Origin of the sequence: Pseudomonas sp. WC2401, assembly GCF_041200115.1 — a bacterium.
Taxonomy (GTDB): Bacteria; Pseudomonadota; Gammaproteobacteria; order Pseudomonadales; family Pseudomonadaceae; genus Aquipseudomonas; species Aquipseudomonas fragi.
Genome location: NZ_CP165623.1, coordinates 5,108,225 through 5,133,838, shown reverse-complemented (window position 1 = coordinate 5,133,838; position 25,614 = coordinate 5,108,225). Strand labels below are relative to the sequence as shown.

The 25,614-nt window shown below is 62.0% G+C and carries 24 protein-coding genes and 1 pseudogene; 11 read left to right on the top strand and 14 right to left on the bottom strand.

Features of this window, described 5'->3' with window-relative positions; all coding sequences use genetic code 11:
• Positions 1–2: 2 nt before the first annotated feature.
• From AB3G35_RS23650 to AB3G35_RS23630, 5 genes and pseudogenes are all read right to left on the bottom strand, one after another.
• The gene (locus AB3G35_RS23650; RefSeq protein ID WP_369782185.1) at positions 3–1,214 is read right to left on the bottom strand and encodes a nitrate/nitrite transporter; all 1,212 of its coding nucleotides are present in this window, start codon (positions 1,212–1,214) and stop codon (positions 3–5) included.
• Between the two features lie 337 nt (positions 1,215–1,551).
• Entirely contained in the window at positions 1,552–2,127 is a 576-nt protein-coding gene (locus AB3G35_RS23645; RefSeq protein WP_019827366.1) for an ANTAR domain-containing response regulator, read from the bottom strand.
• Positions 2,128–2,141: 14 nt separating this feature from the next.
• The gene (locus AB3G35_RS23640; protein ID WP_106116502.1) at positions 2,142–3,353 is read right to left on the bottom strand and encodes a CmpA/NrtA family ABC transporter substrate-binding protein; all 1,212 of its coding nucleotides are present in this window, start codon (positions 3,351–3,353) and stop codon (positions 2,142–2,144) included.
• A 122-nt stretch (positions 3,354–3,475) separates the two neighbouring features.
• A pseudogene (locus AB3G35_RS23635) lies at positions 3,476–3,763 on the bottom strand (type II toxin-antitoxin system RelE/ParE family toxin).
• A complete protein-coding gene (locus tag AB3G35_RS23630; RefSeq protein ID WP_106116530.1) occupies positions 3,753–3,992 on the bottom strand; it encodes a type II toxin-antitoxin system RelB/DinJ family antitoxin in 240 nt (79 codons plus the stop codon). The pseudogene AB3G35_RS23635 and the gene AB3G35_RS23630 overlap by 11 nt, the downstream one beginning before the upstream one ends.
• A 503-nt stretch (positions 3,993–4,495) precedes the next feature.
• Here AB3G35_RS23630 and AB3G35_RS23625 point away from each other — a divergent pair.
• The 10 genes from AB3G35_RS23625 (at position 4,496) to AB3G35_RS23580 (ending at position 14,168) form a co-directional block, all read left to right on the top strand.
• Complete coding sequence (locus AB3G35_RS23625) at positions 4,496–5,407, top strand: TauD/TfdA family dioxygenase (protein WP_106116500.1); 912 nt, start codon at positions 4,496–4,498, stop codon at positions 5,405–5,407.
• 36 nt (positions 5,408–5,443) lie between these two features.
• Positions 5,444–6,538, top strand: a complete 1,095-nt coding sequence (locus AB3G35_RS23620) for an ABC transporter substrate-binding protein (RefSeq protein WP_086798872.1) — start codon at positions 5,444–5,446, stop codon at positions 6,536–6,538.
• A 164-nt stretch (positions 6,539–6,702) separates the two neighbouring features.
• Complete coding sequence (locus tag AB3G35_RS23615; RefSeq protein WP_134051196.1) at positions 6,703–7,605, top strand: ABC transporter permease; 903 nt, start codon at positions 6,703–6,705, stop codon at positions 7,603–7,605.
• Positions 7,602–8,390 carry an ABC transporter permease gene (locus tag AB3G35_RS23610; protein WP_016783501.1) on the top strand — a complete coding sequence of 263 codons (789 nt, stop codon included), beginning with the start codon at positions 7,602–7,604 and terminating at the stop codon, positions 8,388–8,390. The genes AB3G35_RS23615 and AB3G35_RS23610 overlap by 4 nt, the downstream gene beginning before the upstream one ends.
• A gap of 26 nt (positions 8,391–8,416) precedes the next feature.
• Entirely contained in the window at positions 8,417–9,181 is a 765-nt protein-coding gene (locus tag AB3G35_RS23605; protein WP_016783500.1) for an ABC transporter ATP-binding protein, read from the top strand.
• Between the two features lie 31 nt (positions 9,182–9,212).
• The gene (locus AB3G35_RS23600; RefSeq protein WP_369782184.1) at positions 9,213–10,544 is read left to right on the top strand and encodes an LLM class flavin-dependent oxidoreductase; all 1,332 of its coding nucleotides are present in this window, start codon (positions 9,213–9,215) and stop codon (positions 10,542–10,544) included.
• Between the two features lie 136 nt (positions 10,545–10,680).
• Positions 10,681–11,712 carry an ABC transporter substrate-binding protein gene (locus AB3G35_RS23595; protein ID WP_169870084.1) on the top strand — a complete coding sequence of 344 codons (1,032 nt, stop codon included), beginning with the start codon at positions 10,681–10,683 and terminating at the stop codon, positions 11,710–11,712.
• A complete protein-coding gene (locus AB3G35_RS23590) occupies positions 11,712–12,578 on the top strand; it encodes an ABC transporter ATP-binding protein (RefSeq protein WP_086798868.1) in 867 nt (288 codons plus the stop codon). Before AB3G35_RS23595 ends, AB3G35_RS23590 begins: the two co-directional genes overlap by 1 nt.
• A 2-nt stretch (positions 12,579–12,580) precedes the next feature.
• Positions 12,581–13,360: an ABC transporter permease gene (locus tag AB3G35_RS23585; protein ID WP_086798866.1), complete on the top strand. Its 780-nt coding sequence runs from the start codon at positions 12,581–12,583 to the stop codon at positions 13,358–13,360.
• A gap of 25 nt (positions 13,361–13,385) precedes the next feature.
• Positions 13,386–14,168 carry a transporter substrate-binding domain-containing protein gene (locus tag AB3G35_RS23580; RefSeq protein ID WP_369782183.1) on the top strand — a complete coding sequence of 261 codons (783 nt, stop codon included), beginning with the start codon at positions 13,386–13,388 and terminating at the stop codon, positions 14,166–14,168.
• A gap of 105 nt (positions 14,169–14,273) precedes the next feature.
• On the opposite strand, the gene AB3G35_RS23575 is transcribed toward AB3G35_RS23580, so the two are convergent.
• Genes AB3G35_RS23575 through AB3G35_RS23545 form a run of 7 tightly spaced genes read right to left on the bottom strand, consistent with a single transcriptional unit; the run spans position 14,274 to position 22,514 of the window.
• Complete coding sequence (locus AB3G35_RS23575) at positions 14,274–15,500, bottom strand: acyl-CoA dehydrogenase family protein (protein WP_324708515.1); 1,227 nt, start codon at positions 15,498–15,500, stop codon at positions 14,274–14,276.
• Between the two features lie 25 nt (positions 15,501–15,525).
• Positions 15,526–17,232: a dipeptide ABC transporter ATP-binding protein gene (locus AB3G35_RS23570; RefSeq protein ID WP_369782182.1), complete on the bottom strand. Its 1,707-nt coding sequence runs from the start codon at positions 17,230–17,232 to the stop codon at positions 15,526–15,528.
• Positions 17,229–18,107, bottom strand: a complete 879-nt coding sequence (locus AB3G35_RS23565) for an ABC transporter permease (RefSeq protein ID WP_016783492.1) — start codon at positions 18,105–18,107, stop codon at positions 17,229–17,231. The genes AB3G35_RS23570 and AB3G35_RS23565 overlap by 4 nt, the downstream gene beginning before the upstream one ends.
• Positions 18,108–18,121: 14 nt before the next feature.
• Complete coding sequence (locus tag AB3G35_RS23560) at positions 18,122–19,108, bottom strand: ABC transporter permease (protein ID WP_315246507.1); 987 nt, start codon at positions 19,106–19,108, stop codon at positions 18,122–18,124.
• Positions 19,101–20,729, bottom strand: a complete 1,629-nt coding sequence (locus AB3G35_RS23555) for an ABC transporter substrate-binding protein (RefSeq protein ID WP_369782181.1) — start codon at positions 20,727–20,729, stop codon at positions 19,101–19,103. The genes AB3G35_RS23560 and AB3G35_RS23555 overlap by 8 nt, the downstream gene beginning before the upstream one ends.
• A 21-nt stretch (positions 20,730–20,750) precedes the next feature.
• On the bottom strand, positions 20,751–21,890 hold the full coding sequence (locus AB3G35_RS23550; RefSeq protein ID WP_016783489.1) for an LLM class flavin-dependent oxidoreductase: 1,140 nt from the start codon (positions 21,888–21,890) through the stop codon (positions 20,751–20,753).
• Positions 21,891–21,926: 36 nt separating this feature from the next.
• Entirely contained in the window at positions 21,927–22,514 is a 588-nt protein-coding gene (locus AB3G35_RS23545; RefSeq protein WP_340079819.1) for an XRE family transcriptional regulator, read from the bottom strand.
• A gap of 281 nt (positions 22,515–22,795) precedes the next feature.
• On the opposite strand from AB3G35_RS23545, the gene AB3G35_RS23540 reads away from it, so the two are divergent.
• Positions 22,796–23,818: an aldo/keto reductase gene (locus AB3G35_RS23540; protein WP_169846551.1), complete on the top strand. Its 1,023-nt coding sequence runs from the start codon at positions 22,796–22,798 to the stop codon at positions 23,816–23,818.
• 141 nt (positions 23,819–23,959) lie between these two features.
• On the opposite strand, the gene AB3G35_RS23535 is transcribed toward AB3G35_RS23540, so the two are convergent.
• Together AB3G35_RS23535 and AB3G35_RS23530 are read right to left on the bottom strand one after the other, a co-directional pair.
• The gene (locus AB3G35_RS23535) at positions 23,960–24,508 is read right to left on the bottom strand and encodes a cupin domain-containing protein (protein ID WP_016783486.1); all 549 of its coding nucleotides are present in this window, start codon (positions 24,506–24,508) and stop codon (positions 23,960–23,962) included.
• Positions 24,509–24,714: 206 nt separating this feature from the next.
• On the bottom strand, positions 24,715–25,497 hold the full coding sequence (locus AB3G35_RS23530; protein WP_369782180.1) for a helix-turn-helix domain-containing protein: 783 nt from the start codon (positions 25,495–25,497) through the stop codon (positions 24,715–24,717).
• Positions 25,498–25,614 lie beyond the last annotated feature (117 nt).

Below are 25,614 nucleotides of genomic sequence, written 5' to 3'. Positions count from 1 at the left end.
CCTCAGACTCGGGCAGCGGTCATGGCCGCCGAGCCCCAGGTTGTTCTCCAGCGACGCTTGACCCCGTGCAGGCCGAACCAGGCCAGAACCCCAAGGCTGGCGAACAACCACAGGGCCAGTTGATAGCTGCCGGTGCTTTGTTTGATTGCGCCCATGCCTGCCGCCAGGGCGAAACCGCCGATGCCGCCGGCCATACCGATCAAACCGGTCATAACGCCGATTTCACGGCGAAAACGCTGCGGTACCAATTGGAAAACAGCACCGTTACCTGCTCCCAGCCCCAGCATGGTGCAGACGAACAGCGCCAGTGCCGCGTAGGAACTGGGCAAGTTGAAACCCACGGCGGCGATGCTGATGGTCGCCAGGGTGTACATCCCCAGCAGCGTGCGAATACCGCCGAAACGATCCGCCAGTGCGCCGCCCAAGGGCCGCATCAAACTGCCGCCAAACACACAGGCAGCGGTGTAGTAGCCGGCAGTCACCGGGCTCAGGCCGTATTGATCATTGAAGTAGCCGGGCAGGGCGCTGGCCAGGCCGATAAAGCCACCGAAGGTCACACTGTAGAAAAACATGAACCACCAGCTATCGCGGTCTCCCAGGGCCTTGAAATAGTCGCTTATGGCTTTGGCCTTGGGGCGCTCAGGGGCGTTTTTGGCCAGCCAGGCAAATACGAATATGCACAACACCAGTGGGATCAGGGCAAAGCCGAACACATTGCTCCAGCCATAAGCTGCGGCGAGCACCGGGGCCAGCAGGGCGGCGAATACGGTGCCCGAATTGCCGGCTCCGGCGATGCCCATGGCCTTGCCCTGGTGTTGCGGCGGATACCATTGCGAGGCCAGCGGCAGGGCGACGGCGAACGAGGCCCCGGCCATACCCAGAAACAAGCCCAGCAACAAGGCTTGCTCGTAGCTGTGAATGCCGTGCTTCCAGGCCACAAACAGCGCACAGATAACGATGACCTGACCGATCAGGCCGGCAGTTTTCGGTGACAGGCGATCAGCCAGCAAGCCCATCATAAAGCGCAGCACGGCCCCGGCCAGAATCGGCGTAGCCACCACCAGCCCGCGTTGTTGTGTGGTCAGGTGCAGGTCGGCGGCGATTTGCACCGCCAGCGGACCCAGCAGATACCAGACCATAAAGCTCAGGTCGAAATACAGAAATGCCGCGAACAGGGTCGGGGTATGGCCGGATTTCCAGAAGCTTGAATTCATCGCGCACCTCAACGGTTAAGCGTTTCGAGAAGGAGTGATTTGCGATGGAGCGCCATAACGGCCGCACCACCGGCCCCGGTCACTGGGGCCAAAACGAAAAAACGCCGCTGCCGGATCCGCCATGGGCGAATAAGGGGAGCGACGTCTTTGTCGTAGGTGGGGCAACCGCCGTTGGTTACCGGTAGGGATTGCTTAGCGAGAAGTGTGCCAACAGTATCCATCCATGGGTTTCTGTGGGAGCCGGGCTTGCCCGCGATGCAGGCAACGCGATTTATCTGGTGTAACGCGGTGATGCAATCGCGGGCAAGCCCGGCTCCCACAAAAGAGCCTTGGGCACCTAACCCAATAACTCGCTCATGGCGATGATCTGTTCCGCCACCTGTATCAGCTTTTGCTGGCGGCTCATGGCCTGGCGGCGCATCAGGGTGTAGGCCTCTTCTTCGTTGCAGCTTTTCATCTTCATCAGCAGGCCCTTGGCCAGTTCAATGCGCTTGCGCTCGGCCAGTTGCTGGTCGCGGGCATGCAGTTGGGCGCGCAGGGCCTGGTCGCTCTCGAAACGAGCCATGGCCACATCGAGAATTGGCTGCAGGCGCTGGGCGTGAATGCCTTCGACAATGTAGGCGCTGACCCCGGACTTGATCGCCTGACGCATTACGCCGGGGTCGTGCTCGTCGGTGAACATGACAATCGGTCGTGGCTGGTCCCGTGACACCAGCACCACTTGCTCCATCACATCGCGGCTGGGTGACTCGGTATCGATCAGGATCACGTCCGGGCGCACAGTTTCGACGCGAGCAGGCAGGTCGATGGTCAGGCCCGATTCATCGATCACCTCAAATCCGGCTTCGCTCAGCGCGGCTTTCAGGCGGCCGACTTTTTTCGCCGTGTCGTTGATCAGCAAGATACGCAGCATGGGGGTGGCTCCGGTCAACGACGGGCAGCAAGGGAAGCGCGGGTGCTCATGGCATGCAGCGCAAAGCTTCGGGCATAGCCTGCGGGGTCCGAGCCGTCCCACACCTTGCCATCGAGCAACTGGCTGCTGCGCATGTCCGCTTCACCTGCCGGTACGTTAACGGCGTTGGCCGCGTCGCGGTACAGGGCCAATTGCTGAACCTGACGGGCAACACCGAGGTAGTCCGGGTCTTCGTGCAGCAAGCCCCAGCGACGGAACTGGGTCATAAACCACATGCCATCGGACAGGTACGGCAGGTTGACCTCGCCATCAGCATAAAAGCGCAGGGCGTGCGGGTCTTGCCAGTGCTTGCCCAGGCCGTCGCTGTAGTGGCCGAGCAGGCGCGGAGCGATGCACTCAACGGGTGCATTCAGGTACTCGGGAGCGCTCAGCAATTGCGCGGTACTGCGACGGTTTTCGTCGTTCTGCTCGATAAAGCGGCTGGCTTCAAGGATCGCCATCACCAGCGCCCGGGCGGTATTGGGGTACTGTTCGACAAACGCGCGGGTACAGCCCAGGACTTTTTCCGGGTGATCGGGCCACAGGGCCTGAGTGGTGGCGAGGGTGAACCCCATATTCTGTGCAACCGCGCTGGCAGCCCACGGCTCGCCGACGCAAAAGCCGTCAATGCGGCCCGCCAGCAAGTGCGCAACCATCTGTTGCGGTGGCACCACGACGCTGTTGACGTCTTGCAGCGGATGGATGCCCTGACTCGCCAGCCAGTAATACAGCCACATGGCATGAGTGCCCGTGGGAAAAGTCTGGGCAAAGGTCAGTTTCGAGCGACTTTGGTGCACGTGTTGTTGCAGCGCCTCAGGACGGGTCACGCCCAGTGCCTGCAAGCCGTGGGAGAGGTTGAGGCTCTGGCCGTTTTGATTGAGCCCCATCAGTACGCTCATGTCGGTGGCCGCCACGCCGCCGATGCCCAGATGCACGGCGTAGATCAGCCCGTAGAGACTGTGGGCGGCGTCGAGCTGACCGTTGACCAGATTGTCCCGCAGGCTGGCCCAGGACGACTGGCGCTTGAGGTTCAGGGTCAGGCCGAAGGGCTGGGCAAACCCTTGCGTGGCGGCCACCACCACCGAAGCACAATCGCTCAGGGCCATAAAACCGAGGTTGATTTCGGTTTTTTCCGGGGCATCGCTGCCGTTGACCCAGGCAAGAGGGCCAGCGAGTGATTCGTTCATGGGAGGCAGCACCTTGGCAAAAGCATACTGCGAAGGTGCAAGGCATATGCCAGAGGTGTTAACCCAGTTGAAAACCTGTTTTTACAGGGCTTTGGATTTGCGCTTGCCTTTGATGTGCTGGCTTACTTCAAACGGTCTTGCGCCTTGCGATACGCGGTCTCGTGTTCGCGCTTGTCAACGGCGACGACGAACACCACAACCTCTTGATCAATGACCTGATAGATCAGTCGGTAACCCGCGCTGCGTAACTTGATTTTTTAGCAATCGGGCAGCTTGCGCAGCCGGTTGGCTTCAACGCGGGGGTTGAGCAACACCTCTGACAATTTGCTCTTGAATTGCTGCCTGACCGGGTCTGCGAGCTTGTGCCATTCCTTGAGTGCGCGCTGGTCAAACTCAAGATCAAAGGTCATCCAGTGTCACCTTGACCCTTTGCGGCGCAGCCAGGCGTTCGCGCACGGTGTTGATGAGGGCTTCGTCTTCTTCGGTCACCAGCATGGGGCGAAAGGGCAGCTGGCCGCGTTCGGCTACGTATTGCAATGCCTGGCGGACCAGCTCAGAGGGGGTGACACCCAAACGCTCAAGTTCCTGGTAAGCGCGGGCTTTGAGTTCATCGTCAATGCGGATATTGATGGAGGCCATGGTTTTGACTCGTGTAATGACGTTTGTCATTACGTTGGTCTCTACCCGTTTTTTTTGCAAGTGCCATTGGGCGGTTGAGTGTTCTGCGTTGTTCATAAGCGCTCCTGAATTTAAGCCACCGAACCGGAGAGGGTGGTCAGTTCTGTGAGCCTAGCTAGAGATAATCAGGTGATTCGTACGACGATTCGCTTTCATTCCCGTGAAACATCCGAGAAAAACCCGCTCGCTTGCGCCTGTCCAAATCGGGGAAGAGTCTCGCTCCACCGCTGCTCAATGGCCGGTTGCCGCGTCGTGAAACGGTCGTGCGCGAGGCAGGTAAACAGGTGAACAATTGAAATAGTTATTAACTTACAACTGAAAATTTTATAACCATTTAACACCGCCAAAACATGGCTTGTTCTATAAAACTGCTCATCTATCCTTAGACTAAAAAGTGATTGGCTGCCCGGGTTTTTATGCCTTTATGATCTGTACACAACAACTCGTGAAGCAGGAGTGGGGCGATGACTATTCAAGTAAAACCCGTAGCGGGTCGAATTGGTGCACAACTTGAAGGCGTAAAACTGGGCGGTGATATCAGTGCCGAAGCATTCGAGTTTATTAATCAGGCCTTGTTGAAACATAAAGTCCTGTTCTTTCGCGACCAGCATTTAAGCGACGCCGAGCACGAAGCATTCTCCCGCCGCTTCGGCGACCAGGTGCCCCACCCGACCGTGCGTTCTGCCGAGCAAAGCGCCGCCATCCTGCACCTCGACGCCAAGGAAACCCGTGCCAACTCCTGGCACACGGATGTGACCTTTGTAGCCAATTATCCAAAAATCTCCATCTTGCGCGGTGTGGTCATTCCACCTTATGGCGGCGATACCGTGTGGGCTAATACGGCCTCGGCTTATAACGATTTACCCGAGCCGTTAAAACAACTTGCGGACAACTTGCGCGCCCTGCACACCAATGTTTATGACTATGCGACGCCTCGCGGTACCGATGAATCCGGCCTTAAGCGTTATCGCGAACAGTTCACCGCCCAAGTGTATGAAACCGAACATCCGCTGGTACGAGTTCACCCGGAATCGGGCGAAAGAAGTTTGCTCCTGGGCCACTTTGTCAAAGAGATTCAGGGCGTCAGCAGCAACGACTCCAGACAACTGATTCGCCTGTTCCATGACCGTATTACCCATGTCGACAACACCGTGCGCTGGCGCTGGCAGGAAGGTGATGTGGTGATCTGGGACAACCGCGCCACCCAGCATATTGCGATCAACGACTACGGCGATGCCCCGCGCATCGTGCGGCGCACCACCATCGACGGCGATGTGCCGGTAGGGGTGGATGGCCGCCCGAGCCAGGCGCTCAAGCCGACCCCGGACACCCGCTCGCCGAAAACCGAAGCCGACAAAAAACACCTCGCCGCCTGACGGGCCGCGCCTTATTGCTTCAAGGAAGACCTGCCCATGGCCACATTCAAAGTAAATGCCCTGTTGCGCAAGACCCGCATTGCCGCCGTGCTGGCGGCGGTCATGGCTGTTCCGCTGGCCGAGGCCGATGTGTTGCGCGTCGGGGTGGCGAGCGCCGGTGGCGGTGATCCGGTTACGTTCAGTGGCTCGCCGCTGGGCATCGTGCGCAACCAGCAATTGCTGGAGAAAGCGTTCGCTGGCACCGGCACCGAAGTGCAGTGGTTTTTCTTCAAGGGCGCCGGCCCTGCGGTCAACGAAGCCTTGTCCAACCAGCAACTGGACTTCGCCTACCAGGGTGATCTGCCGGCGGTGGTCGGGCGCTCCAACGGCCTGGACACCAGGCTGCTGGCGGCCCTGGGGGTGCGGGCCAACCTCTATCTGGCAGTGCCCAAGGGCTCTGACATCAAGACCATCGAAGACCTCAAGGGCAAGAAGGTCGCGGTGTTTCGCGGTACCAACGGCCACTTGGTGTCGATCAACCTGCTGGCCGCTCACGGCATGAGCGAGCGCGATATCAAGGTGATCAACCTCGATGCCGGCAGCACCCAGGCAGCCCTGGTGTCCAATGGTGTGGACGCGGCCTTCGGTGGTCGCGAGCTGTTCAAACTGCGTGACAAAGGCCTGATCGATATCGTTTACGACAACCCGGAGCAGGATGTGCGCTACACCCGCCAGACTGCCCTGGTAGTGCGTGGTGCCTATGAAAAAGAACACCCGGGCAATGTGCAAAAAGTCGTCGATACGTTGGTGGATGCGGCGAAGTGGACGTCCGAAGACAGCCATCGTGATGAAGTTTTCGCCGAGTGGGCCAAGAGCAACGACCCGGTGGACTCACTGCGCGCCGACTTTACCGGGGTGAGTTTGCGGGACAGGAATTCGCCGCTGATCGACACCTTTCTGCTGAGCCGCTACCAGGCGGTGGCGGAGCAGGCCAAGGACGAAAAACTGATCCGCCGCCCGGTGAGCATCGAGGGCTGGTTTGAGCCCGGCTACCTGCAAACCGCCCTCAAGGCCAAAGGCCTGGAGAACTTCTGGACAGCCTATGGCGCAGACGGCAAGCAGCCAACTGGCAACACGGTAGCGGGCAAGTAACTGCATACCCCCATGGGAGTTACCCCTGTGGGAGCGGGCTTGCTCGCGATTGAATCGACGCGGTGATCCAGACCAACCGTGTCGTCTGCATCGCGAGCAAGCCCGCTCCCACAAGGGTGCCCACAGGGACTCCGTTTTTTGTAGCAAGCAAGGGAGCCAGGCACATGGCCAGGGCACAGACCGTCACACCGCAGCAGTACGCACCGGCGCTACCCAAGGACAACGTCAAGCGTTTGCCGCCGGCACCGACGCGCCCGGTACGCAGGGTCGAAGTGCCGCGCACCTCGGCCTGGGCCGCCACTCTGGGTGACCGGGCCTTGCCCTGGCTGTTGCCGCTGGCCCTGCTGGGCCTGTGGTACCTGGGGGTTGAGCAGGGCTGGCTGTCAGAGCAGGTCTTGCCGCCGCCTGCCTATGTCTACGACACCCTGTCGGATCTCTTTGCCTCCGGCGACCTGTGGATAAATGCCGCCGCCAGCCTGCAGCGGGTAGTGGTCGGCTTTGCCCTGGGGGGCGCGATTGGTGTGGCGCTGGGGCTGGCGATGGGACTGTCGAAAACCGTCGAGGATTATTTGCTGCCCACCTTCAACGCCATTGTGCAAATCCCGGTATTGGGCTGGTTGCCGTTTGCCTTGCTGTTGTTCGGTATTGGCGAGCCGCTCAAGTATGTGTTGATTGCCAAGGCTGCATTGGTGCCGATCACGCTGTGCACCCTGCAGGCTTTCAAACAGGCGCCCCAGGGCTTGCTGGAAGCCGGGCGGGCCTATGGTTTCAGCCGTTGGCAGAGCGTGGTGTTTATCGTCTTGCCTGCGGCCATTCCGACTCTGTTCACCGGGTTGCGCCTGGGTTTTACCAAGGCCTGGCTGTCGCTGGTGGTGGTTGAGCTGGTGGCGTCGAGCGAAGGGCTGGGTTACCTGATTGTTTATGGTCGCCAACTGTTCCAGCTGGATCTGGTGATGGCCGCCGTGGTGGTGGTCGGGGCGATCGGGCTGGTGATCGACCGTGGTTTTGATTATGCCGAGCGCCGCCTTAATCGTGGCCGCGCTCCGGTAGCGGGGCGCCTGTCATGAGCAGCGCACTGGCTATCAGTCATGGCAGCAGCCGTCGCTATCGCGGCTGGGTGTTACCGATCAGCGTCGTTGCCCTGTGGTGGCTGGCTTCGCATATGGGCTGGAGCCAGTCCGGGCTGCTGGTTTCACCGGAGAAAGTAGCGGCCACGGCCTGGGACCAGATCGCTTCGGGCAAGTTCTGGCGGGCCATCAGCGCCAGCCTGACGCGCAACCTGAGCGGCTTTTTTATCGGCACCACCCTGGGCCTGGTGCTCGGTTGCCTGCTGGGCCTGTCGCACACCTTCGAGCGTTTGGTAGGCCCGAGCTTCAACACCTTCAAACAGATTTCGCTGTTCGCCTGGATCCCGCTGATCTCGGTGTGGTTCGGCCTGGGTGATGTGGCCAAGGTGGTGTTTCTGTCGCTGGCGGCGCTGGTGCCGGTGGTGGTGAATACCTGCGACGGCCTGCGCAATGTGCCGCCCAACCTGCTGGAAGTGGCGCGTGTGTACCGCTTCAGCCGCTGGCAAACCATCGTCGGGGTCATGCTGCCTGCCGCTTTGCCGTCGATCTTTACCGGCCTGTATCTGGCGCTGGTGTACTCGTGGCTGGCGACCATCGGCGCCGAATATTTGCTGGTGTCGGGGGAGGGCATCGGCAACACGCTGATCGATGGCAGCGAGCATTTCATGATGGACCTGGTGCTGTTCGGCATGGTGGTCATCGGCCTGGTGGGCTGGAGCCTCAATGCCCTGGCGCGGATTTTTGAGCGACGCATGCAGCGCCTGTACGGCATTGACCCGCGTTGATCGGCACTTATTAAAAGGATTGCAGCATGCTCAATAACAGCCTGACCCTGGAAAACATCAGCAAGCGCTTTGCATCCCGCCCGGGCAGCACCAGCCAGTTGCAAGTGCTGGACAATATCCAGCTGGACATCGCTCCCGGCGAATTTATCAGCATTGTCGGCGCCAGCGGCTGCGGCAAGTCCACCCTGCTGCGCCTGATTCTGGGCCTGGACGAGGAGTACGAGGGGCGCATCCTGCTCAATGGCCAGCCGATCGACGGCACGGGGCTGGAGCGCGGCATCGTGTTTCAGGACCATCGCCTGTTCCCCTGGCTCAACGTTGAACAGAACGTTGCCGTGGCACTGAAAAACTCGCCCCTGAGCACCAAGGAAAAGCGCGACACCGTACGCGAACATATCGAGCTGGTGGGCCTGCAGGACTTTACCGACGCCTACCCGCACCAGATTTCCGGGGGCATGGCCCAGCGAGTGGCGATTGCCCGCGGGCTGGTCAATCGCCCCAGCGTGCTGCTGCTCGACGAACCCCTGGGCGCCCTCGATGCCCTGACCCGTGCGCGCTTGCAGGGCGAGCTGCAAAACATCTGGGCCAAGGAAAAAATCACCATGATCCTCGTGACCCACGATGTGGACGAGGCGGTGTTCCTCGGTGATCGCGTGGTTGTCATGCAGCCCAACCCCGGACGTATCCGGCGCATTCTCGACATTGACCTGCCACGCCCGCGCAATCGCAGCGACAGCCGCTTTATCGCCCTGCGCGACGACGTGCTGAGCGACTTCGCCGAACTGCATTGAACCCCCGCTCCCTGAATTCAGAGAACAGAACATGTCCGAACGTCAGCTCAGCCTCAACTTGTTTATTTACCCCAACGGCCATCACGAAGCCGCCTGGCGCCACCCGCAGTCAGTGCCGGAGTCGTCTATGGATATCGGCTATTACCAGCAGTTGGCGCTGCGTGCCGAGCGCGAAAAACTCGATGCGATTTTCTTTGCCGACTCGCCGTCACTGGCCGAAAGCGGCCGGGAGGGTTTGCGGATCCGCTTCGAACCGGTGACCTGGCTGGCGGCCATTGCGGCAGTGACCCAGCGTATCGGCCTGATTGCCACGGCCAGTACCACCTACAGCGAACCCTACAACCTGGCGCGTTCGTTCAGTGCGCTGGATCACCTGAGCAAGGACCGTGCGGGCTGGAACATTGTCACCACGTCAATGGCTGCCGCCGCGGCCAACTTTGGTCTTGATGAACACCCTTCGGCCCATGACCGCTACGCCCAGGCCGAAGAGTTCGTGCAAGTGGTCGGTGACCTCTGGGACAGCTGGGAAGACGACGCGCTGGTGCTGGATAAAACCGCCGGGGTATTTGCCGACAGTGACAAAGTGCACTCGATCAATCATGTGGGGGCCTACTACAAGGTCAAGGGACCGTTGAACTCGCCGCGTTCGCCCCAGGGGCGACCGGTGCAGGTGCAGGCCGGTTCTTCCGAGGACGGCCGGGACTTTGCCGCCCGGCATGCCGAGGCGATCTTTACCGCGCACCAGACCCTGCAAAGCGCCACGGAATTTGCCAATGACATCCGCGCCCGGGCCAGGGCTGTGGGCCGCGACCCGCGCCAGCTGAAAATTCTTCCGGGCATCAGCCCGTATATCGCCAGCACCGAAGCCGAAGCGCAGCGCAAGTTTGATGAACTCAATGAGCTGGTATTGCCCCACGTGTCCCTGGGCCAATTGCGGCGCATGTTGGGTGTGGACTTGTCGGGTCAGGATCTGGACGCGCCGTTTCCCCGCCATTTGATCAACTTCGAGGGTGTTGAAAGCCAGTCCAGCCGCTTCAAGTTGATCATCGATATTGTCGACCGCGAAAACGTCACCTTGCGTCAGTTGATCAACCGTCTGGCGGGCGCGCGTGGGCACTGGGTGCCGGTGGGCACGCCGGTGCAGATTGCCGACCTGATCGAACAGTGGTTCCGCAGCGGCGCGGCCGATGGCTTCAACGTGATGCCGCCGGCATTCCCCGATGGCTTTGAAGTGTTCCTCGATGAAGTGCTGCCGATCTTGCGCCAGCGCGGGTTGTTCCGCAGTGAATACGCGGGCAGCACCTTGCGCGAACACTACGGCCTGACTCGCCCTGAATCGCGCTACACCCTGAAAACCGCCTGAACCCGGGCAACTCAACCCTTGTGGGAGCGGGCTTGCCCGCGATGCAGGCGCTGCGGTCTGCCTGTCGAATCACGGTGATGCCATCGCGAGCAAGCCCGCTCCCACAAGAGCAGCACTCAATCCACAAGGAGCGGGCATGAACCCGATCAACAACAGAAGAGCATTCCTGCGTAACTGCGCGGTGCTGGGCGCGGTCGGTGCTGCAGGTATTCTGCTGCCCGGCTGCGAAAAAAAGGACAGCGGCGCTAAAAGCGCTGCCGTGATCAAGGGCCGCGCTGACCAGATCGTGGATTTCAAATACCCCGATAACCCGTCATTCGACCTGGTCTACGTCGCCGATTCCCTCGGCTATTTCGAAGGCACCCGCGCCCGCCCCAAGTACATCGGCCGTATCGCCGCGCCGCAGGTGATCCCGTTGACCGGCACCGGCGAAATCGACTTCGGTGCGCGCATGGTGCCGCTGGTGATTTCAGCTATCGCCAGTGGCCTGGACCTCAAGGTGGTGGCCGCTGGCGGCAAGACCCTGCAAGAGGCTCCGCACATGAAGTACTTCGTGCGCGACGACTCGGGCATCGTCAAGCCCAAGGACCTGGAAGGCAAGACCGTGGGCTTCAACAGCTTTGGCGCCTGTGCTGAATTCGTCACCAAAAAATACCTGCGCGAGCAGGGCGTCAATGTCGACAAGATCAACTGGGTGGTGGTACCGGACAATCAGGGCGAACAAACCCTGGCCACCGGCAATATCGACGTTGCCATCATTCATCCGCCATCGTCCGGCGGCGCCGAGCACAACCCGGCATTGCGCAAGCTGTGGAGTGACTACGATCTGGATGGCGGGTTGGGCGGCATGGCGCCCTACAGTGTGTATGGCAAGTTCAGCCGCGAGAATCCGGAGGCTACCCGCGATGTGGTCAACGCCATCGCGCGTGCGGCCAACTGGGTCAATGCCAACCCTGACGACGCGCGCAAGATCACTTCCGAGCGTATCGGCATGAAGCTTGAGCTGGTGGAGCGCTTTGCCTATATCGACGATCTGGTGGTGACCGAACCGCCGATTCAGTACTACATCGACATCCTCGAAAACGAAGGCAAGATCAAGAAAGGTTCGATAGCCGTCAAGGACGTCTACACCAACGAATTCAACCCGTTCGCCCGGGGGCAAGCCTGATGGCGGAACACAAGATCGTCGCCCGTGACCTCAGCATGGAATTCCAGGCACTCGATGAAACCGGGCATGCAGAGCGGGTGCCGGTACTGGAGGGGTTCGACCTGCAGGTCCGCGAAGGTGAATTCCTGTCCATTCTCGGGCCGTCGGGCTGTGGCAAATCCACCTTTATGAACATACTCGCCGGGCTTGCCCACAAAACCGGTGGCGATCTGCTGGTGGACGGTAAACCCCTGCAAGGCATCAACCGCAATCAGGGCGTGGTGTTCCAGGGGTATGCATTGCTGCCCTGGCGCACGGTGCTCGACAACATCGCCGTTGGCCTGGAAATCCGCGGCGTGGGCAAGGCACAGCGGCTGGAAACCGCCCGCGAATACCTGGAACTGGTGGGGCTCAACGGTTTTGCCTCGCGCTACCCCCACGAGTTGTCGGGTGGCATGCGCCAGCGCGTGGCGATTGCCCGTTCGCTGGCCTACAACCCGGACGTGCTGTTGATGGACGAACCCTTCGCCGCTCTCGACGCGCAAACCCGCGAGACCCTGCAAAGCGAATTGCTGCGCATCTGGGGCACGCACAAAAAAACCATCGTGTTTATTACCCACAGCCTGGACGAAGCGATCTTCCTGTCGGACCGGGTGGCGGTAATGACCCAGCGCCCGGGGCGGATCAAGGAGATTTTCGATATCGACCTGCCGCGTCCACGCCAGCCGGAACTGCGTAACACCCAGGCCTTTGTGCATTACCGCCAGCGCGCCTGGGAAGCGTTGCGTGATGAGGTCGCAGACATCGCCCGCGAGCCGGCAGTGCCGGTGCGGCAGCAGAACTGGCAGAGCATCGCGACCCTGGGCGGTTATCGGATTGGAGTGTAAGCATGGGCTTTAAATTGACTTCACGGCGGGTGATCGACAGCTCGGTGGGCATCGTCCTGTTCCTCGCCCTGTGGGAAGCTTTGCCGCAATTGGGCGTGGTCAATCCCGGCTACTTGAGCCCTCCTTCAGCGGTGCTGGGGGCGGTGCTGGACCTGGCCAGCAGCGGTGACTTGCTCAAGCACTTGCAGGCCAGCCTGCTGCGCTCCTTTGCCGGGCTGCTGCTGGCGATCGCTTGCGGGGTTAGCCTGGGGCTGGTGATGGGCTGGTTTGCGCGGGTCGAAAGTGTGCTCGATCCGTTACTGCAGTTTTTTCGCCAGACCTCGGCGCTGGCATTGTTCCCGGTGTTTATCCTGTTTTTGGGCATTGGAGAACTGTCGAAAATCGCGATCATTTTCTGGGCGTCGTTCTGGCCGATCCTGTTGAGCACCATCAGCGGCGTGAAGCAGGTCGACGGGCTGCTGATCAACTCGGCGCTGTCGATGGGCGCGAACCGCTGGTTCCTGTTTACCAAAATCGTACTGCCGGCGGCGTCACCGTCGATCTTTACCGGGATTCGTCTGGCGGGTGCGTATTGCATCACGGCGCTGGTGGCGGCGGAGATGATCGGCGCTCATTCGGGGCTGGGCTTCCTCACGCTGAACTCCCAGGAGGTGTTTCAGATTCCGAGCATGTACGCAGGCATTTTGCTGCTGGCGGTGGTGGGTTTGCTGCTCAACTTTTTGCTGGCCCTGTTGGAGCGGCGCTTTACCTACTGGCGCCGGGGTTTGCGCCACGGTGGTTAGGTGGCTGGCGGCGGCGGGTATTGGAGTGTCGGCGCTGGTCGCCTGGCAATGGCCTGCGGCACCGGGCGATATGTCCCGGGGGCCGCTGTTGCAGGCGGCCGAACAGCGCGGGGTGTTGCGTGTAGGTGTACGCAGTTATCCACGCCCGAGCCTGGGGCAAGAGGCTCTGGTGGCCGAGCCGGATGAGCTGGACAGTCAATTGGCTGAGGCCCTGGGGGCTTACCTTGGCCTCAAGGTGCAATTGCAGGCTTTGCCTCAAAATGCCCTGTTGAGTGACGACCGGGTCGACCTGGTCATCGCCGGCAGTCTGAAACTGCCGGTTGCGGCCGACCGGGTGGCGAGCCTGCGGGATTTGCCGGTGCAGTACCGTGAGGGTGCGTTGCTTGGTTTGCGCAATGCTCCCGCCCGACCTGTGCGTGGGCAAAGTGTATGCGTGGCAGTGGGTAGCCCGTGGGCGCAAACCTTGCAGCAACAGGGTGCCGAGCTGCGTACTTATGTGTCGTCGATTCGTGCGGCGTTGGCGTTTATGGCGGGCGAGTGCAACCTGCTGGCTGAAGAGCGCAACAGCTTGCAGGCGCTGGCGCAGGCGCCGGACTGGCGCTTCTATGCGCTGTTGCCGCAGACCTTGAAGGCAAGCAGCGATGTACGGGTTTACCTGCCCGTAGTCGACAAGCAAAGCCGCGCGCTGATCAATGCTGCGCTGCGCGACTGGCAGGCCCGTGGCGGCCAGATCCGTGCGTGGGAGCTGCGCAGCAATGCGTTGCTGGTGGACAGCCTGAAGATCGGCGACGGGCTGGTGTGTCATTGAACGACACCACGCCGCGGTGGGAGCGGGCTTGCTCGCGATACAAACGGTGAGGTCTGCCAGGCAAACCGCGTCGATGCCATCGCGAGCAAGCCCGCTCCCACGGGTTTACTCCGCCACACCAATGCGCCATTGCGCCGGTGGCGGTGTGCCGTTCACCGCAAAATCCCCCACGATACGACTCTTGTAGATGCGGGGGTTGTGCGACGACAACGTCCGCGCATTACGCCAAAAACGGTCCAGCCCCAGCGGCTTGAGGGTCGCCGATGCACTCAGGGCATCGAACAGGTCGCCACTGGCCTTGATGATCAAGTCCGAGACAATGGTTTGCGACTGCGCCACTTCCAGTTCGGCAATATTCACGGCGTGGCTCAGGGCGTGTTCGTCATCCTTCAAATGGGCTTGATGGGCCCGCTCCAGCGCCTGGAAGTTCTGCGCCGCAATGGCGCCGGCGGCATAGGCCGCGCTGCGCAGGTTGCCCACCACTTGCAGCACTTGCGGGTCGTGGGCCACGCGCGGTGCATTGCCGCTGCTGAAGCTGCGGGTGCGCCTGGCCACGTGCCCGGCGGTTTCTTCGGCCAGCGCGCGGCCAATCCCGGTCAGGGTCGCCGTGTGCACAGACTGGAAAAACGCCGGTGAATAGCGAAAGCGGTTTTCAGCCAGGATCACATTGAGCGGGTCCACCGGCACTTCGCGAAAATGCGCGGTACCGCTGGCGGTCAGTGTCTGGCCGAAGCCATTCCAGTCGTCGATTATTTCCACCCCCGGATCATTGGTGCGTACCGTCACCGATACGCGTTGTTCATCAGGGTTGTTGGCGCTGACATCGACCCAGTCGGCATACAGCGCACCGGTGGTGTAGAACTTGCTGCCGCTCAATTGCCAGTGGCCGCCGTGCAGGCTCAGGCGGGTGCCGAATTCAAGCTGTTTGGCGTTGCCCACTTCGCCGGACGCCGGGCTGACGGTTTCGCCACGGCCCAGGCGTTCCAGCCACACGCCCTGGTAGTCAGGGTCGCGACTGTTGAGCAGGTTTTCACCAAAACCGAAGTGCCCGCGCAACGATTGCACCAGGTTGGAGTCGGCCTCGGCCAGTTCGATCAGCAGGTTGAACAGTTCCGGCAGGCTGGCACCGGCACCGCCGTATTCGACGGGTACACGCAGGGTGGTGAAGCCGGCCTCCTTGAGCCATTGCAACTCCTGGAGCGGCAAGCGCCGCTCCAGTTCGCGTTCCACGGCCCCTTCACGAATCTGCGCGAAGATCGGCCGAAAGCGGGCTGCCAATGCTTCGTATCGCGCCGACGGGACGGCGCCCCAGGCTGAGTCTATTTGCGACATGTCATGCTCCTTGGAATTGAGCGGTTCACCAGCCAACGGCAAAGCGCAGGCCGGATACAGGTTGAAGGGCCGGGAGCGGCGCAGCGGCGCCGGGTATCGCCGCCAGCAGGCGACGGGTGTAGGGGTGCCGGGGTGAATGCCAGAGGGTGTGCGGGGTGGCTTGCTCGACGATCTGCCCTTGTTCCATGACCAGAATCCGATCGGCGAAATAGCGCACCACCGACAGGTCGTGGGAGATAAACAGATAGGACAGGCCCAGCTCTTCGCGCAGCTCTACCAGCAGGTTAAGGATTTGCGCCTGGGTCGACACATCCAGCGCCGACACCGGCTCGTCGCAGATCACCAGCCGGGGCTTGAGGATCAGCGCCCGGGCAATGCCGATACGCTGGCGCTGACCACCGGAGAACTGGTGGGGCAGACGCGCCAGACTGCTGCGCGCAAGACCGACGGCATCCAGCATTGCCAGGCGTGCCTGTTGGCGCTGTCCCGGGTCGTTCTGTCCGTGCAGGCGCTGCACGCGGTCGAGAAGGGTCTCCACGCTGTGGCGCGGGTTGAGCGCGGCGTAGGGGTCTTGAAAGATCATTTGCACCTGACGCCGCCAGCTCAGCAACGCTTCGCCCTTGAGGCTGGCGATATCACGCCCGGCAAATTCGATACTGCCGCTGCGGGCGGGCAGCAGGCGCAGCAGGGTGCGGCTGAGGGTCGACTTGCCGCAGCCCGATTCGCCAACCAGGCCCACGCTCTCGCGCTCGCCCACTTCAAGGTTGATGCGGTTGAGCACGGTGTTGTCGCCATAGCCCGTGGTCAGCTCGCTGACCTTGAGCAACGCCGGGTTGCCGGCGGGTGCCCGAGGCTTGCGCCCCGGTCCATAGTGGCTGCTGTTGACGCTGTAACGCGTGGCCTGCCCGGGCTGGCGCTCGACGTTGATTTCGGCCAGGCGATTGCTCAGGTAGTGCTGGTCATGTTCGGCCCCCAGCGAGGCCTGTAACAGGCCGCGCGTGTAGGGGTGTTGCGGGCGTTCGATGAGGGCACGGGTCGGCTGGCTTTCCAGCGCGTGGCCGTCGTGCATCACGATGACCCGGTCGGCGTGCTGGCCAACCACCCCGAGGTCATGGGTGATCAACAGCAGGCCCATGCCCAGCTCGCCGCGCAAGCGCGCCAACAGTTCGAGGATTTGTGCCTGCACGCTGACATCCAGCGCTGTGGTCGGCTCGTCGGCGATCAGCAGCCGCGGCTGGCAGGCAATCGCCATGGCGATCACCACCCGCTGGCGCTGGCCGCCGGACAAGTGCTGCGGGTACTCGTGCAGGTGCGCAGCGGGGCGCGGCAGCTGCACCAGGGCAAACAGTTCTTCGGCGCGCTTCCAGGCCTGTCGACGAGTCAGGTCGGTATGCGCGAGCAGGTTTTCGGCCACCTGTTCGCCCAGGGTCAGCACCGGGTTGAGGCTCGACAGCGGGTCCTGGAAAATCATCCCCAGCGCATTGCCCTGCAACTGGCGCATCTGCCGTGGCGCCATGCTCAGCAGGTCACGGCCCTCGAACAGCACCTGCCCGGCCAGCCGGGCGTTGTCCGGCAGCAAGCCCATCAGCGCCAGGGCCGTGGTGGATTTACCGCAGCCGGATTCACCCACCAGCGCCAGTGTCTCGCCGGCTTGCAGGGTGAAACTCAGGTCTTTGACGGCATCGGCATTGTCGTAGCTCACGCGCAAACCGCGTACGTCCAGCAGGCTCATGGGATATACCGTCTCAGGCGAGGGTTGAGGGCGTCGTTAAGACCGTCGCCCAGAAGGTTGAGGGCCAGCACCACGAAGATGATGGCCAGCCCCGGCAGGGCGGTGAGGTACCAGCCGCTGGCGATCTGCTCGCGGCCACTGCCGAGCATGGCGCCCCAACTGGCCTGGTTCGGGTCGCTCATACCGAGAAAGGCCAGCCCGGCTTCCACCAGGATCGCCTGGGCGATCAGGATCGAGGTGGTGACCACCAGTGGCGCGAGGGCATTGGGCAGGATTTCGCGCAGGATGATCGAGCTGTTGCCAAAGCCCAGGCTGCGCGCGGCAGTCACAAAGTCGGCTTCGCGCAGGGTGCGGAATTCGGCGCGCACCAGCCGTGCCACCGTGGGCCATGAGGAGATACCGATCGCCAGCGCGATGACCCCCAGCGTCGGGTTGCCGATGGCGACGATGACGATGACCAGTAAAAACGACGGCACGGTCTGGAACACTTCGCAGATGCGCATCAGCACATCACCCAGCTTGCCGCCGTGGTAGCCGGCCAGGGCGCCGACCACGGTGCCGATCAACACGCTGATCAGGGTGGCGCTGGCGGCAATCAGTAAAGACCCGCGTGCGCCGTGGGCGATCCCGGCCGCCACGTCGCGGCCCAGTGAGTCGCTGCCCAGAAAGTAGCCCGGATCGTCGCCGGGCCACAGCATCGGCATGGCAACCATGTCCAGCGGGTCACCGGGGTAAAGCGTGCCCGCCAGCAGTGCCAGGGTCAGCACCAGGGCCAGCATGGTCGCGCCAATCAGGGCCGAGGGATTGCGCAACAGGGCCGTCCAGACGCTTTCGCTGTAGCCGGTCGGGGCGTTTGGCAGTACGGCAGTGGTCATGGGACAGCTCCTTTTCAGTCGGCCTGGATACGCGGGTCAAGCCAGGCTTGCAGCAGGTCGACGGTGATGTTGATCACCACCACCAGCATGGATGACAGCAACAGGATGCCCAGCAGCAGGTTGTAATCCCGGGACATCACCGCCTCCAGCGTAAGCCGGCCCAGGCCGGGCCAGCCGAACAGGGTTTCGGTCACGGCAGCGCCGCCCAGCAGGGCGGCGAAATGCAGGCCGGCCAGGGTCGAAACGGGCAGCAGGGCATTGCGCAGCACATGCCGCGACACCACCCGCCACGGCGCCAGACCCTTGGCCCGGGCGGTGCGCACGTAATCCTGGCGCTGCACTTCAAGCATCGCGGCGCGGGTCAGGCGGGCGTACAGGGCGATATAGAACGTGGCCAGTGCCAGCACCGGCAGCACGGCATGTTGCAGGCGGTCGAGCAACCAGGCCGGGCCATGCAGGTCCAGGCCCAGGGTCTGGAAACCGTTGCTGGGCAACCAGCCCAGTTTTACCGAGAACAGCAGCACCGCCATCAGGCCGATCCAGAACCCCGGCGTGGAATACAGCAACAACACCGCCAGTGACAGCACCCGGTCAGGCCAGCGCCCGACCCAGGTGGCCATGATCGTCCCGGCAGCGATGCCGATAGCCAGCGCCAGCCCCAGTGCGCCGACCATCAGCATCAGGGTGTTGGGCAGGCGGTCGAGCACCAGTTGGCTGACCGGCAGGTTGAAGCGCGGCGACAGGCCCAGGTCAAGATGGGCCAGTTGGCCAAGGTAGCGCTGCAACTGCTCCATCAGGCTCAAGTCCAGGCCGAAATGGCTGCGCCACTGCAGCAGGGTTTCGGCACTGGCACCGCCCGACTCACCGGCCAGCACATCTACGGCGTCACCGGGGATCAGCCGCAGCAGCAAAAAATTCAGCAGCAGGATGCCGACCACGGTGGGGATGGCCTGCCACAGGGTGCGCCGGGACAGGCGCCACATTCTGCGCCGTTCAAGCATGGGCGCCTCCGGTGTCAGCCAGGCTGATATTGGCCAGGCTGCTGTCCAGGCCATTGGCGTCGTCTTCGAAGCCGCTGACCCGGGCGTTGTACACCGACACTTGCTGCTGCATCACCAGGGTGATGGAGGGCACTTCATCGATAACGATCTTCTGGAACGCCTTGAACAGCTCGCCGCGTTTTTGCTCGTCGGTCTCCACGGCGGCGCTTTCCAGCAAGCGGTCGACTTCAGGGTTGTTGTAGTGGGTGCCATTGGAAAACGGCACGCCCTTGCGAAAGTTCTTCGACCAGAACAGGCGCTGCACGCCGACTGTGGGGTCATACAGGGTGCCCATGCCGACCACGGCAAAATCAAAGTCGCGGTCGGTGTAGATACGTTTGATATAGGTGGGGAAATCCTGGGCGCGCAGTTTTACCTCGATGCCGATGCGTGCCAGGGCGCTGCGCACATAAGTGGCGGTGCGGCTGTAGCTGTCACCGTAGGGCAGCGGGTCGAGGATCAGGCTGAAGCGCCAGTTGCCGTTCTTTACCAGCCCGGCTTTGTCCAGCAATGCATTGGCCGCCTCGGTATCGAAGGGGTACGGGTTGGGGCCCTCGTAGACGTAGTTGGCGAAGCTTTTCGGGATCGGCGAGTAGCTGGTTTCGGCGTAGCCGTAGTACACCACTTTGCGGATCACTTCGCGGTCCAGGGCATGGGCAATCGCCTGGCGCACTTCCAGGCGCGACAGCAGCGGGTGGTCCAGGTTGAACTCGAGCATGGTCGGGGTAATGGTGTAGCGATAGCCACGGGTTGTGGCTTTCAATCGACCGGATTTGGTCAGGCGCTCAAGCTCGCTGAGGGGCACCGGGCTTTGCCCGCCCGCGTCCAGCGTGCCGTTTTCGAAGGCCGCCAGCCGTGCCGCGCCATCGGGAATGACTTTGAGGATCAGGGTGTCGACCACGGTGGCCGTCGGGTCCCAGTACTGCGGGTTGCGTTCGTATTCGATAAAGCTGCCGCGTTCCCAGCGCTTGAAGCGAAACGGCCCGGTGCCCACCGGGGCGTTGTTGTGCAGGTTGCTCAGCGGGTCGCCCGCAGCGTACAGGTGCTTGGGCAGGATCGGTGTTTCGCCGCCGGCAAAGCCGCGAATCAGGTAGGGCGCCGGTTTGCTCAGGTAGACGATGGCGGTGTGGTCGTCGGGGGTGTCGACCCGCTCCAGGTTGGCAAAGGTGCTGGAGCCCCGGGGGTGAAAGCGTTTGATCAGGTCCAGGGAGAAGGCCACATCCGCCGAGGTGAACGGCTCGCCGTCATGCCACTTGACCCCTTCGCGCAAGGTGAAGCGGTAGCTCAGACCATCGGGCGCGGCCTCCCAGGCGGTGGCCAGTGCGGGGCGGGCGTTGAGGGCTTCGTCATAAGTGAGCAACCCCTCCAGCACCTTGCTGCTGGCGGTGACGCTGGTACCGGCGGTGGTGTTGAACGAACTCAGGGACGGCGGTTCGGGGTTGATCAACAGGTTGAACACCCGGCGCCCGCTGACGGCTTCACCCGTTGCGTCGGCCAGGGCCGTGGGCAGGAACGGAATGCTGGCGCCGAGCGCGGACAGGGCAGACAAGCCAGCAACGAATTGACGACGGGTAAAGGGCATGGCGTTCTTCCTGGGGGTGGGTTAGCGACGCAGACCGGCCTGGCGCAACAGGGGCAACACGCGCTCGCCAAACTGTTCAAGATCGGGGGCAAAGTCGAAGAAGCTCAGTTGCAGGCCGTCGATACCGGCCTCCTTGAGGCGGATGATGTCGCGCACCACGGTCTCGGGGCTGCCGACCAGCTGGATATTGCCGCCCACATAGCGCTCGGCCGGCTGGTGGCCGCGCCAGGCATGGGCATCGCTGGCTTCACGGGCATGGCCCTCCAGCGCACCGGGGTCGCCTGCGGCGGTGATCGCGGCGTGGACTTCCCACGCTTCGGCATCGCTGTCCCGGCAAATCACCAGCGGGTTGATCAGGGTGCGCACCTGGCGGCCATAGCCACGGGCGGCGTGTTTGATCCGCTGCAAATGCTCGGGCAGTTTCTCCAGCGCGTTTTCGATCTCGGCACTGCCGGGGCTGGTGGTAAACACGATGTCGGAGTGGCGGGCGGCGAAGTCGATGCCTGCGGGTGAGCCGGTGGCGTTGACCAGCACCGGGCGGCCAAACGACGGTTTGACACTGACATAGGCTTCTTCGAGCTTGTAATGATCGCCGCTGAAATCAAGGTTGTCCGGGCTGTGCCACAGCTCCTGCACCACGCGGATAAATTCATCGGCCTGGCGGTAGCGCTGGTCGTGCTCGATGGGGGCCTGGCCGAAGCGCCGGTGTTCGCGATGGCGATGCCCGGTCACCAGGTTCAACCCCCAGCGGCCCTTGCTGATGTGATCCAGGGTGGCGCCGAATTTGGCCAGGTGCAGCGGGTGCCAGGGGCCGTAGAGCACATGCAGAGTGGAGATCAGCAAGATTCGCTCAGTCACCGACGCCAGCGCTGCCTGGGTGATAAACGCGTCCAGCGACTCGTCGTGGTAACGGATGTCGCCCCCATAGCCTCCCTTGCCCAACCATTCGGCGAGGGCAAACACCAGATCGAAGCCCAGCGCTTCGGCGCGCAGGGTCAGCTGGCGGTTGTAGTCGAAGGTCCAGGTGGTGCTGCGTGGCAATGCCGAAGGGCTCCAGCCCCCGGACTGCACCGGCAGGAACAGGCCCAGAAACAACGGTTGCTCAAAGGCACGGGACAGCGGGCTTTCAGGAAAATCCAGAGGGGAGGGCTGACGTGACAAGGCGAAGGCTCCAGGCAGGGGATAGGGAAACGCGGGCTATTCCTGCACTTGCGCAGGGCTGGTCAGCAGGTAGGCGACAGCTTCGCTGTTGTGCGGGTTGTGGTAGCGGTGGGGCAGTTCGGCGCGAAACAGGATCGAGTCACCGGCGTGCAAGACAACCCGTTCGTCATTGATGTTCAGCTCCAGAGTGCCCTCGGCAACCAGCAGGTTTTTTTGCACACCGTGCGAGCTGCCGGGCACCTGCTCCTCGGCCTGTGGCCCCAGGCGCAGTTCGTTGAACGTCACCCCGCCAGCGGCGGGTTCAGCGGGCAGGGCGCGGCGGACAACAATGCCGGCGCCGTCGGGGTCGAGAAATTCGGCGATGGAAACGCTCAGGGCTGTGGCGACTTTGCTCAGCACCTTGACCGAGGGAAAGCTGCGGCCCGCTTCGATCTGCGCAATCATCGCCCGGCGCACACCGCTGGCCTGGGCCAGGGCTTCGAGGGTCAACTGACGTTTGTCGCGCAAGCGCTGCAGGTTGTGGCTGATACGTTGGGCGATGGGGTCGTCGCCCTGTTGATCACGCTCGGGCAGGCTGAAGGGAACGCTGCCGCTGCTGTCGAGAAAACCGGTAGGGATATTCATGGGCGTGAACCTGCAACGAAGGCGGTTGCAGATGAATAGTCAGGGCCATGGGGTCGACGGCTCATGATGATTCCTTTTCATGCGGTCCGAAAAGTCATGAGATTACCGAGGGTTTTTTAGATCCATAAATAATTAATTCCGACGTTTAAAGACCTGTTTTGAATAAGCGAATCCCTGATAAAACCGCTCTATGGTTATGCCCCGTTGGGCGTTGACCGCCAGAACAGGGCTGACTACTGTTTGCGCCACTTGATTTCACGATCACCACGCAGGGAGTCAGCATGAGCGACATTCAATACCGCAACCTGGGCCGCAACGGCGTCAAGGTCTCGCCCATTACCCTGGGCACCATGATGTTCGGCGGGCAGACCCCCGACGACGTGGCCCGGCGTATTACCGACCGTGCGTTCGAGCAGGGCATCAACTCCATCGATACTGCCAATGGCTACAACGGGGGCGCTTCGGAAGAAGTGGTGGGCCGTTTGATTGGTGATCGTCGTCAGCACTGGGTGCTGGCCACCAAGTTCGTCAATCCCAACCCGGGCGGCAGCGGGCCGAACAACAGCGGCGCCTCGCGCCAGAACGTGATTGCCTCGGTGGACGCCAGCCTCAAGCGCCTGAACACCGACTATATCGACCTGTTCTACCTGCACCGCGAAGACCACGACACCCCGGTGGACGAAACCCTGCGCGCGCTGGACGACGTGATCCGTGCGGGCAAGATTCGTGGCTACGGGCTGTCCAACCACCGTGGCTGGAAACTTGCCGAATTCAGCCGCAGCGCCGACCTGCTGGGCATCCAGCGTCCGAGTGTGAGCCAGCCGCTGTACAACCTGGCCAACCGTCAGATTGAAGTCGAGCACTTGCCGGCGGCGGAGCATTACGGGATTGGCGTGATCTCTTACAGCCCGCTGGCGCGCGGCGTGCTCACCGGCAAATATGACCCCGATCAGGCCCCTGGCCAGGACACCCGCGCCGGGCGCAACGACCCGCGCTTGCAGCAAACGGAATGGCGCCCCGAGTCCCTTAACCTGGCCCAGCGCATTCGTGACTATGCCGAGGGGCAAGGCATTACCGCAGGCCAGTTTGCTTTGGCCTGGGTGCTGAACAACCAACTGATCACCTCGGCGATTGCCGGGCCGCGCACCGAGCAGCAGTGGGAAGACTATGTACCGGCGTTGAACTACCGGTTCACCGCGCAGGACGAAGCCTTTATCAATGATCTGGTGGTCACCGGGCACTCATCGACGCCGGGCTACAACGACCCGAGTCATCCGTTTTACGGGCGCAAGTCGCGGGTGTAAATGAGCGACCGCGTCGTCTGCATCGCAGGCAAGCCAGCTCCCACAGGTCATGTGTTGAACACAAATGCTTGCGTGTTTGTGGGAGCGGGCTTGCTCGCGATGGCATCGCCGCGAGTTACCTGGCAGTGCGCGTCGTCAGGATCAGAAGTTGGCCGGTGTATTCGCGCTGATAATCTCGGCTTCATCCGCGCCAATATTGCGAAAGCGATGGGGCTGTGTGGTCGGGAAATAATAGCCGTCCCCGGCATTCAAAATGCTGATCTGCCCGTCCACGGTCAGTTCAATCGTACCCCGGACCACCAGCCCGCACTCTTCACCTTCGGTATGCACGATAGGCTCTTCCCCCGAGCTGGCCCCTGGCGCGTATTGCTCGCGCAGCAAGCGCATTTGACGGCCCGGCACCGAGGCGCCGATCAGCAGCAACCGCAGGCCATCTCGCCCCAGATCCGGCTGTTCATTGGCGCGGAAGACGTATTGGTGTTCGCGGGGCGGCTGGTTGAACGTGAAGAAATCCGCCAGGGACATGGGGATGCCTTCCAGCAATTTTTTGAGGGAACTGACTGAAGGGCTGACGCGATTCTGCTCGATAAGGGAGATGGTGGAATTGGTCACACCAGTACGCCGGGCCAGCTCGCGCTGGGACAGTTTATAGCTTTCGCGTATGAGTTTGAGTCGTGATCCCGTGTCCATGACAGCCTTGTATGAGTACTACTTAAGGTGATGGGGGGCATGCCGAAAAATCGTACCGTACCCCTGTTCCGCAATCGTGAAAGGCGGCTATTAAATCACGTTTGCGGGTGTTGCTCAGCAGGCTCGCAAACCGCTCTGTACTCGTGTGAAGGCAAGCGCTCTGGCCCGGCTTTTTTAGTCCGGGCGAGGGTGGGGATGGCCAGCTTTCAATTCAACTGTTTGGGGAAATACCGGCTGGGCGCTTCGCCCAGTACCCGGCGAAAAGCACTGGTAAAAGCACTCGGGCTGCTGTAGCCCAGGTCCGTCGCCACCCGTGTGATGGCCTCGCCATGCCCCAGGCGCACCACCGCTGCCAACAGGCAGGCTTGCTGGCGCCATTCGACGAAACTGATGCCGGTTTGCTGGCGAAACAGGCGGGTGAAGGTTCGACGACTCATGCCAACCTGGCGGGCCATGTCATCAATCCCGATATCCAGTGACGGCTGCTCCAGCAGTGCGCGGCAGGAACGTGCCAGCCTTGGCTCAGCCGGTAACGGCGCATTGAGCGAAAGAGCTGGCATGGCGGCTATTTCATGGAGCAGCAAATTCATCAGCAGCCCCTCTCTACGGGTTTCGTCATAGAGCGCCGGAATATCCGTGGCCTGGATCAGCAACTGGTGCAGCAGGGGCGATATGCCGAAAACCTGACACTGTGCAGGGAGGCCAAGCCGGGCAGAAGCGGGCTCGCGTATGTAGGTGTTCAGCATGGTGACCGGGCCGTTCATGCTCATCTCGTGGGGCACCCCTGCCGGTACCCAGATGGCTCGTTGCGGCGGTACCACCCAGTTGCCCTGGTCGGTATACACCGTGATCACACCGCAGGCTGCATAGGCAAACTGCCCGCGGTCATGCCTGTGCAGGGCAAAGTGCTGCCCGTCGGCATAGTCAATGGCCGTGACGACAGCGTCGCGGGGGATATTTTCGCAGGTGTCGGATTCAATTTTGCGCATGGCCCGAATTTAATGATCTATGACCTGATAGTGCAAGCGGGCCGATGCTGCAAGTGTGCATAGTGGCACTTTGGTTGGTGCATGACGCCGCCCGCCTTGCCACTGGAAGTACAACCC

Coding starts and splice junctions, on each gene's coding strand:
- AB3G35_RS23535 (WP_016783486.1), bottom strand. CDS start 24,508: ATGGACACGGGATCACGACTCAAACTCATACGCGAAAGCTATAAACTG.
- AB3G35_RS23570 (WP_369782182.1), bottom strand. CDS start 17,232: ATGAGCCTGCTGGACGTACGCGGTTTGCGCGTGAGCTACGACAATGCC.
- AB3G35_RS23555 (WP_369782181.1), bottom strand. CDS start 20,729: ATGCCCTTTACCCGTCGTCAATTCGTTGCTGGCTTGTCTGCCCTGTCC.
- AB3G35_RS23630 (WP_106116530.1), bottom strand. CDS start 3,992: ATGGCCTCCATCAATATCCGCATTGACGATGAACTCAAAGCCCGCGCT.
- AB3G35_RS23650 (WP_369782185.1), bottom strand. CDS start 1,214: ATGAATTCAAGCTTCTGGAAATCCGGCCATACCCCGACCCTGTTCGCG.
- AB3G35_RS23530 (WP_369782180.1), bottom strand. CDS start 25,497: ATGCGCAAAATTGAATCCGACACCTGCGAAAATATCCCCCGCGACGCT.
- AB3G35_RS23600 (WP_369782184.1), top strand. CDS start 9,213: ATGTCCGAACGTCAGCTCAGCCTCAACTTGTTTATTTACCCCAACGGC.
- AB3G35_RS23620 (WP_086798872.1), top strand. CDS start 5,444: ATGGCCACATTCAAAGTAAATGCCCTGTTGCGCAAGACCCGCATTGCC.
- AB3G35_RS23575 (WP_324708515.1), bottom strand. CDS start 15,500: ATGTCGCAAATAGACTCAGCCTGGGGCGCCGTCCCGTCGGCGCGATAC.
- AB3G35_RS23615 (WP_134051196.1), top strand. CDS start 6,703: ATGGCCAGGGCACAGACCGTCACACCGCAGCAGTACGCACCGGCGCTA.
- AB3G35_RS23545 (WP_340079819.1), bottom strand. CDS start 22,514: ATGAATATCCCTACCGGTTTTCTCGACAGCAGCGGCAGCGTTCCCTTC.
- AB3G35_RS23640 (WP_106116502.1), bottom strand. CDS start 3,353: ATGAACGAATCACTCGCTGGCCCTCTTGCCTGGGTCAACGGCAGCGAT.
- AB3G35_RS23610 (WP_016783501.1), top strand. CDS start 7,602: ATGAGCAGCGCACTGGCTATCAGTCATGGCAGCAGCCGTCGCTATCGC.
- AB3G35_RS23540 (WP_169846551.1), top strand. CDS start 22,796: ATGAGCGACATTCAATACCGCAACCTGGGCCGCAACGGCGTCAAGGTC.
- AB3G35_RS23625 (WP_106116500.1), top strand. CDS start 4,496: ATGACTATTCAAGTAAAACCCGTAGCGGGTCGAATTGGTGCACAACTT.
- AB3G35_RS23605 (WP_016783500.1), top strand. CDS start 8,417: ATGCTCAATAACAGCCTGACCCTGGAAAACATCAGCAAGCGCTTTGCA.
- AB3G35_RS23585 (WP_086798866.1), top strand. CDS start 12,581: ATGGGCTTTAAATTGACTTCACGGCGGGTGATCGACAGCTCGGTGGGC.
- AB3G35_RS23595 (WP_169870084.1), top strand. CDS start 10,681: ATGAACCCGATCAACAACAGAAGAGCATTCCTGCGTAACTGCGCGGTG.
- AB3G35_RS23560 (WP_315246507.1), bottom strand. CDS start 19,108: ATGCTTGAACGGCGCAGAATGTGGCGCCTGTCCCGGCGCACCCTGTGG.
- AB3G35_RS23645 (WP_019827366.1), bottom strand. CDS start 2,127: ATGCTGCGTATCTTGCTGATCAACGACACGGCGAAAAAAGTCGGCCGC.
- AB3G35_RS23590 (WP_086798868.1), top strand. CDS start 11,712: ATGGCGGAACACAAGATCGTCGCCCGTGACCTCAGCATGGAATTCCAG.
- AB3G35_RS23565 (WP_016783492.1), bottom strand. CDS start 18,107: ATGACCACTGCCGTACTGCCAAACGCCCCGACCGGCTACAGCGAAAGC.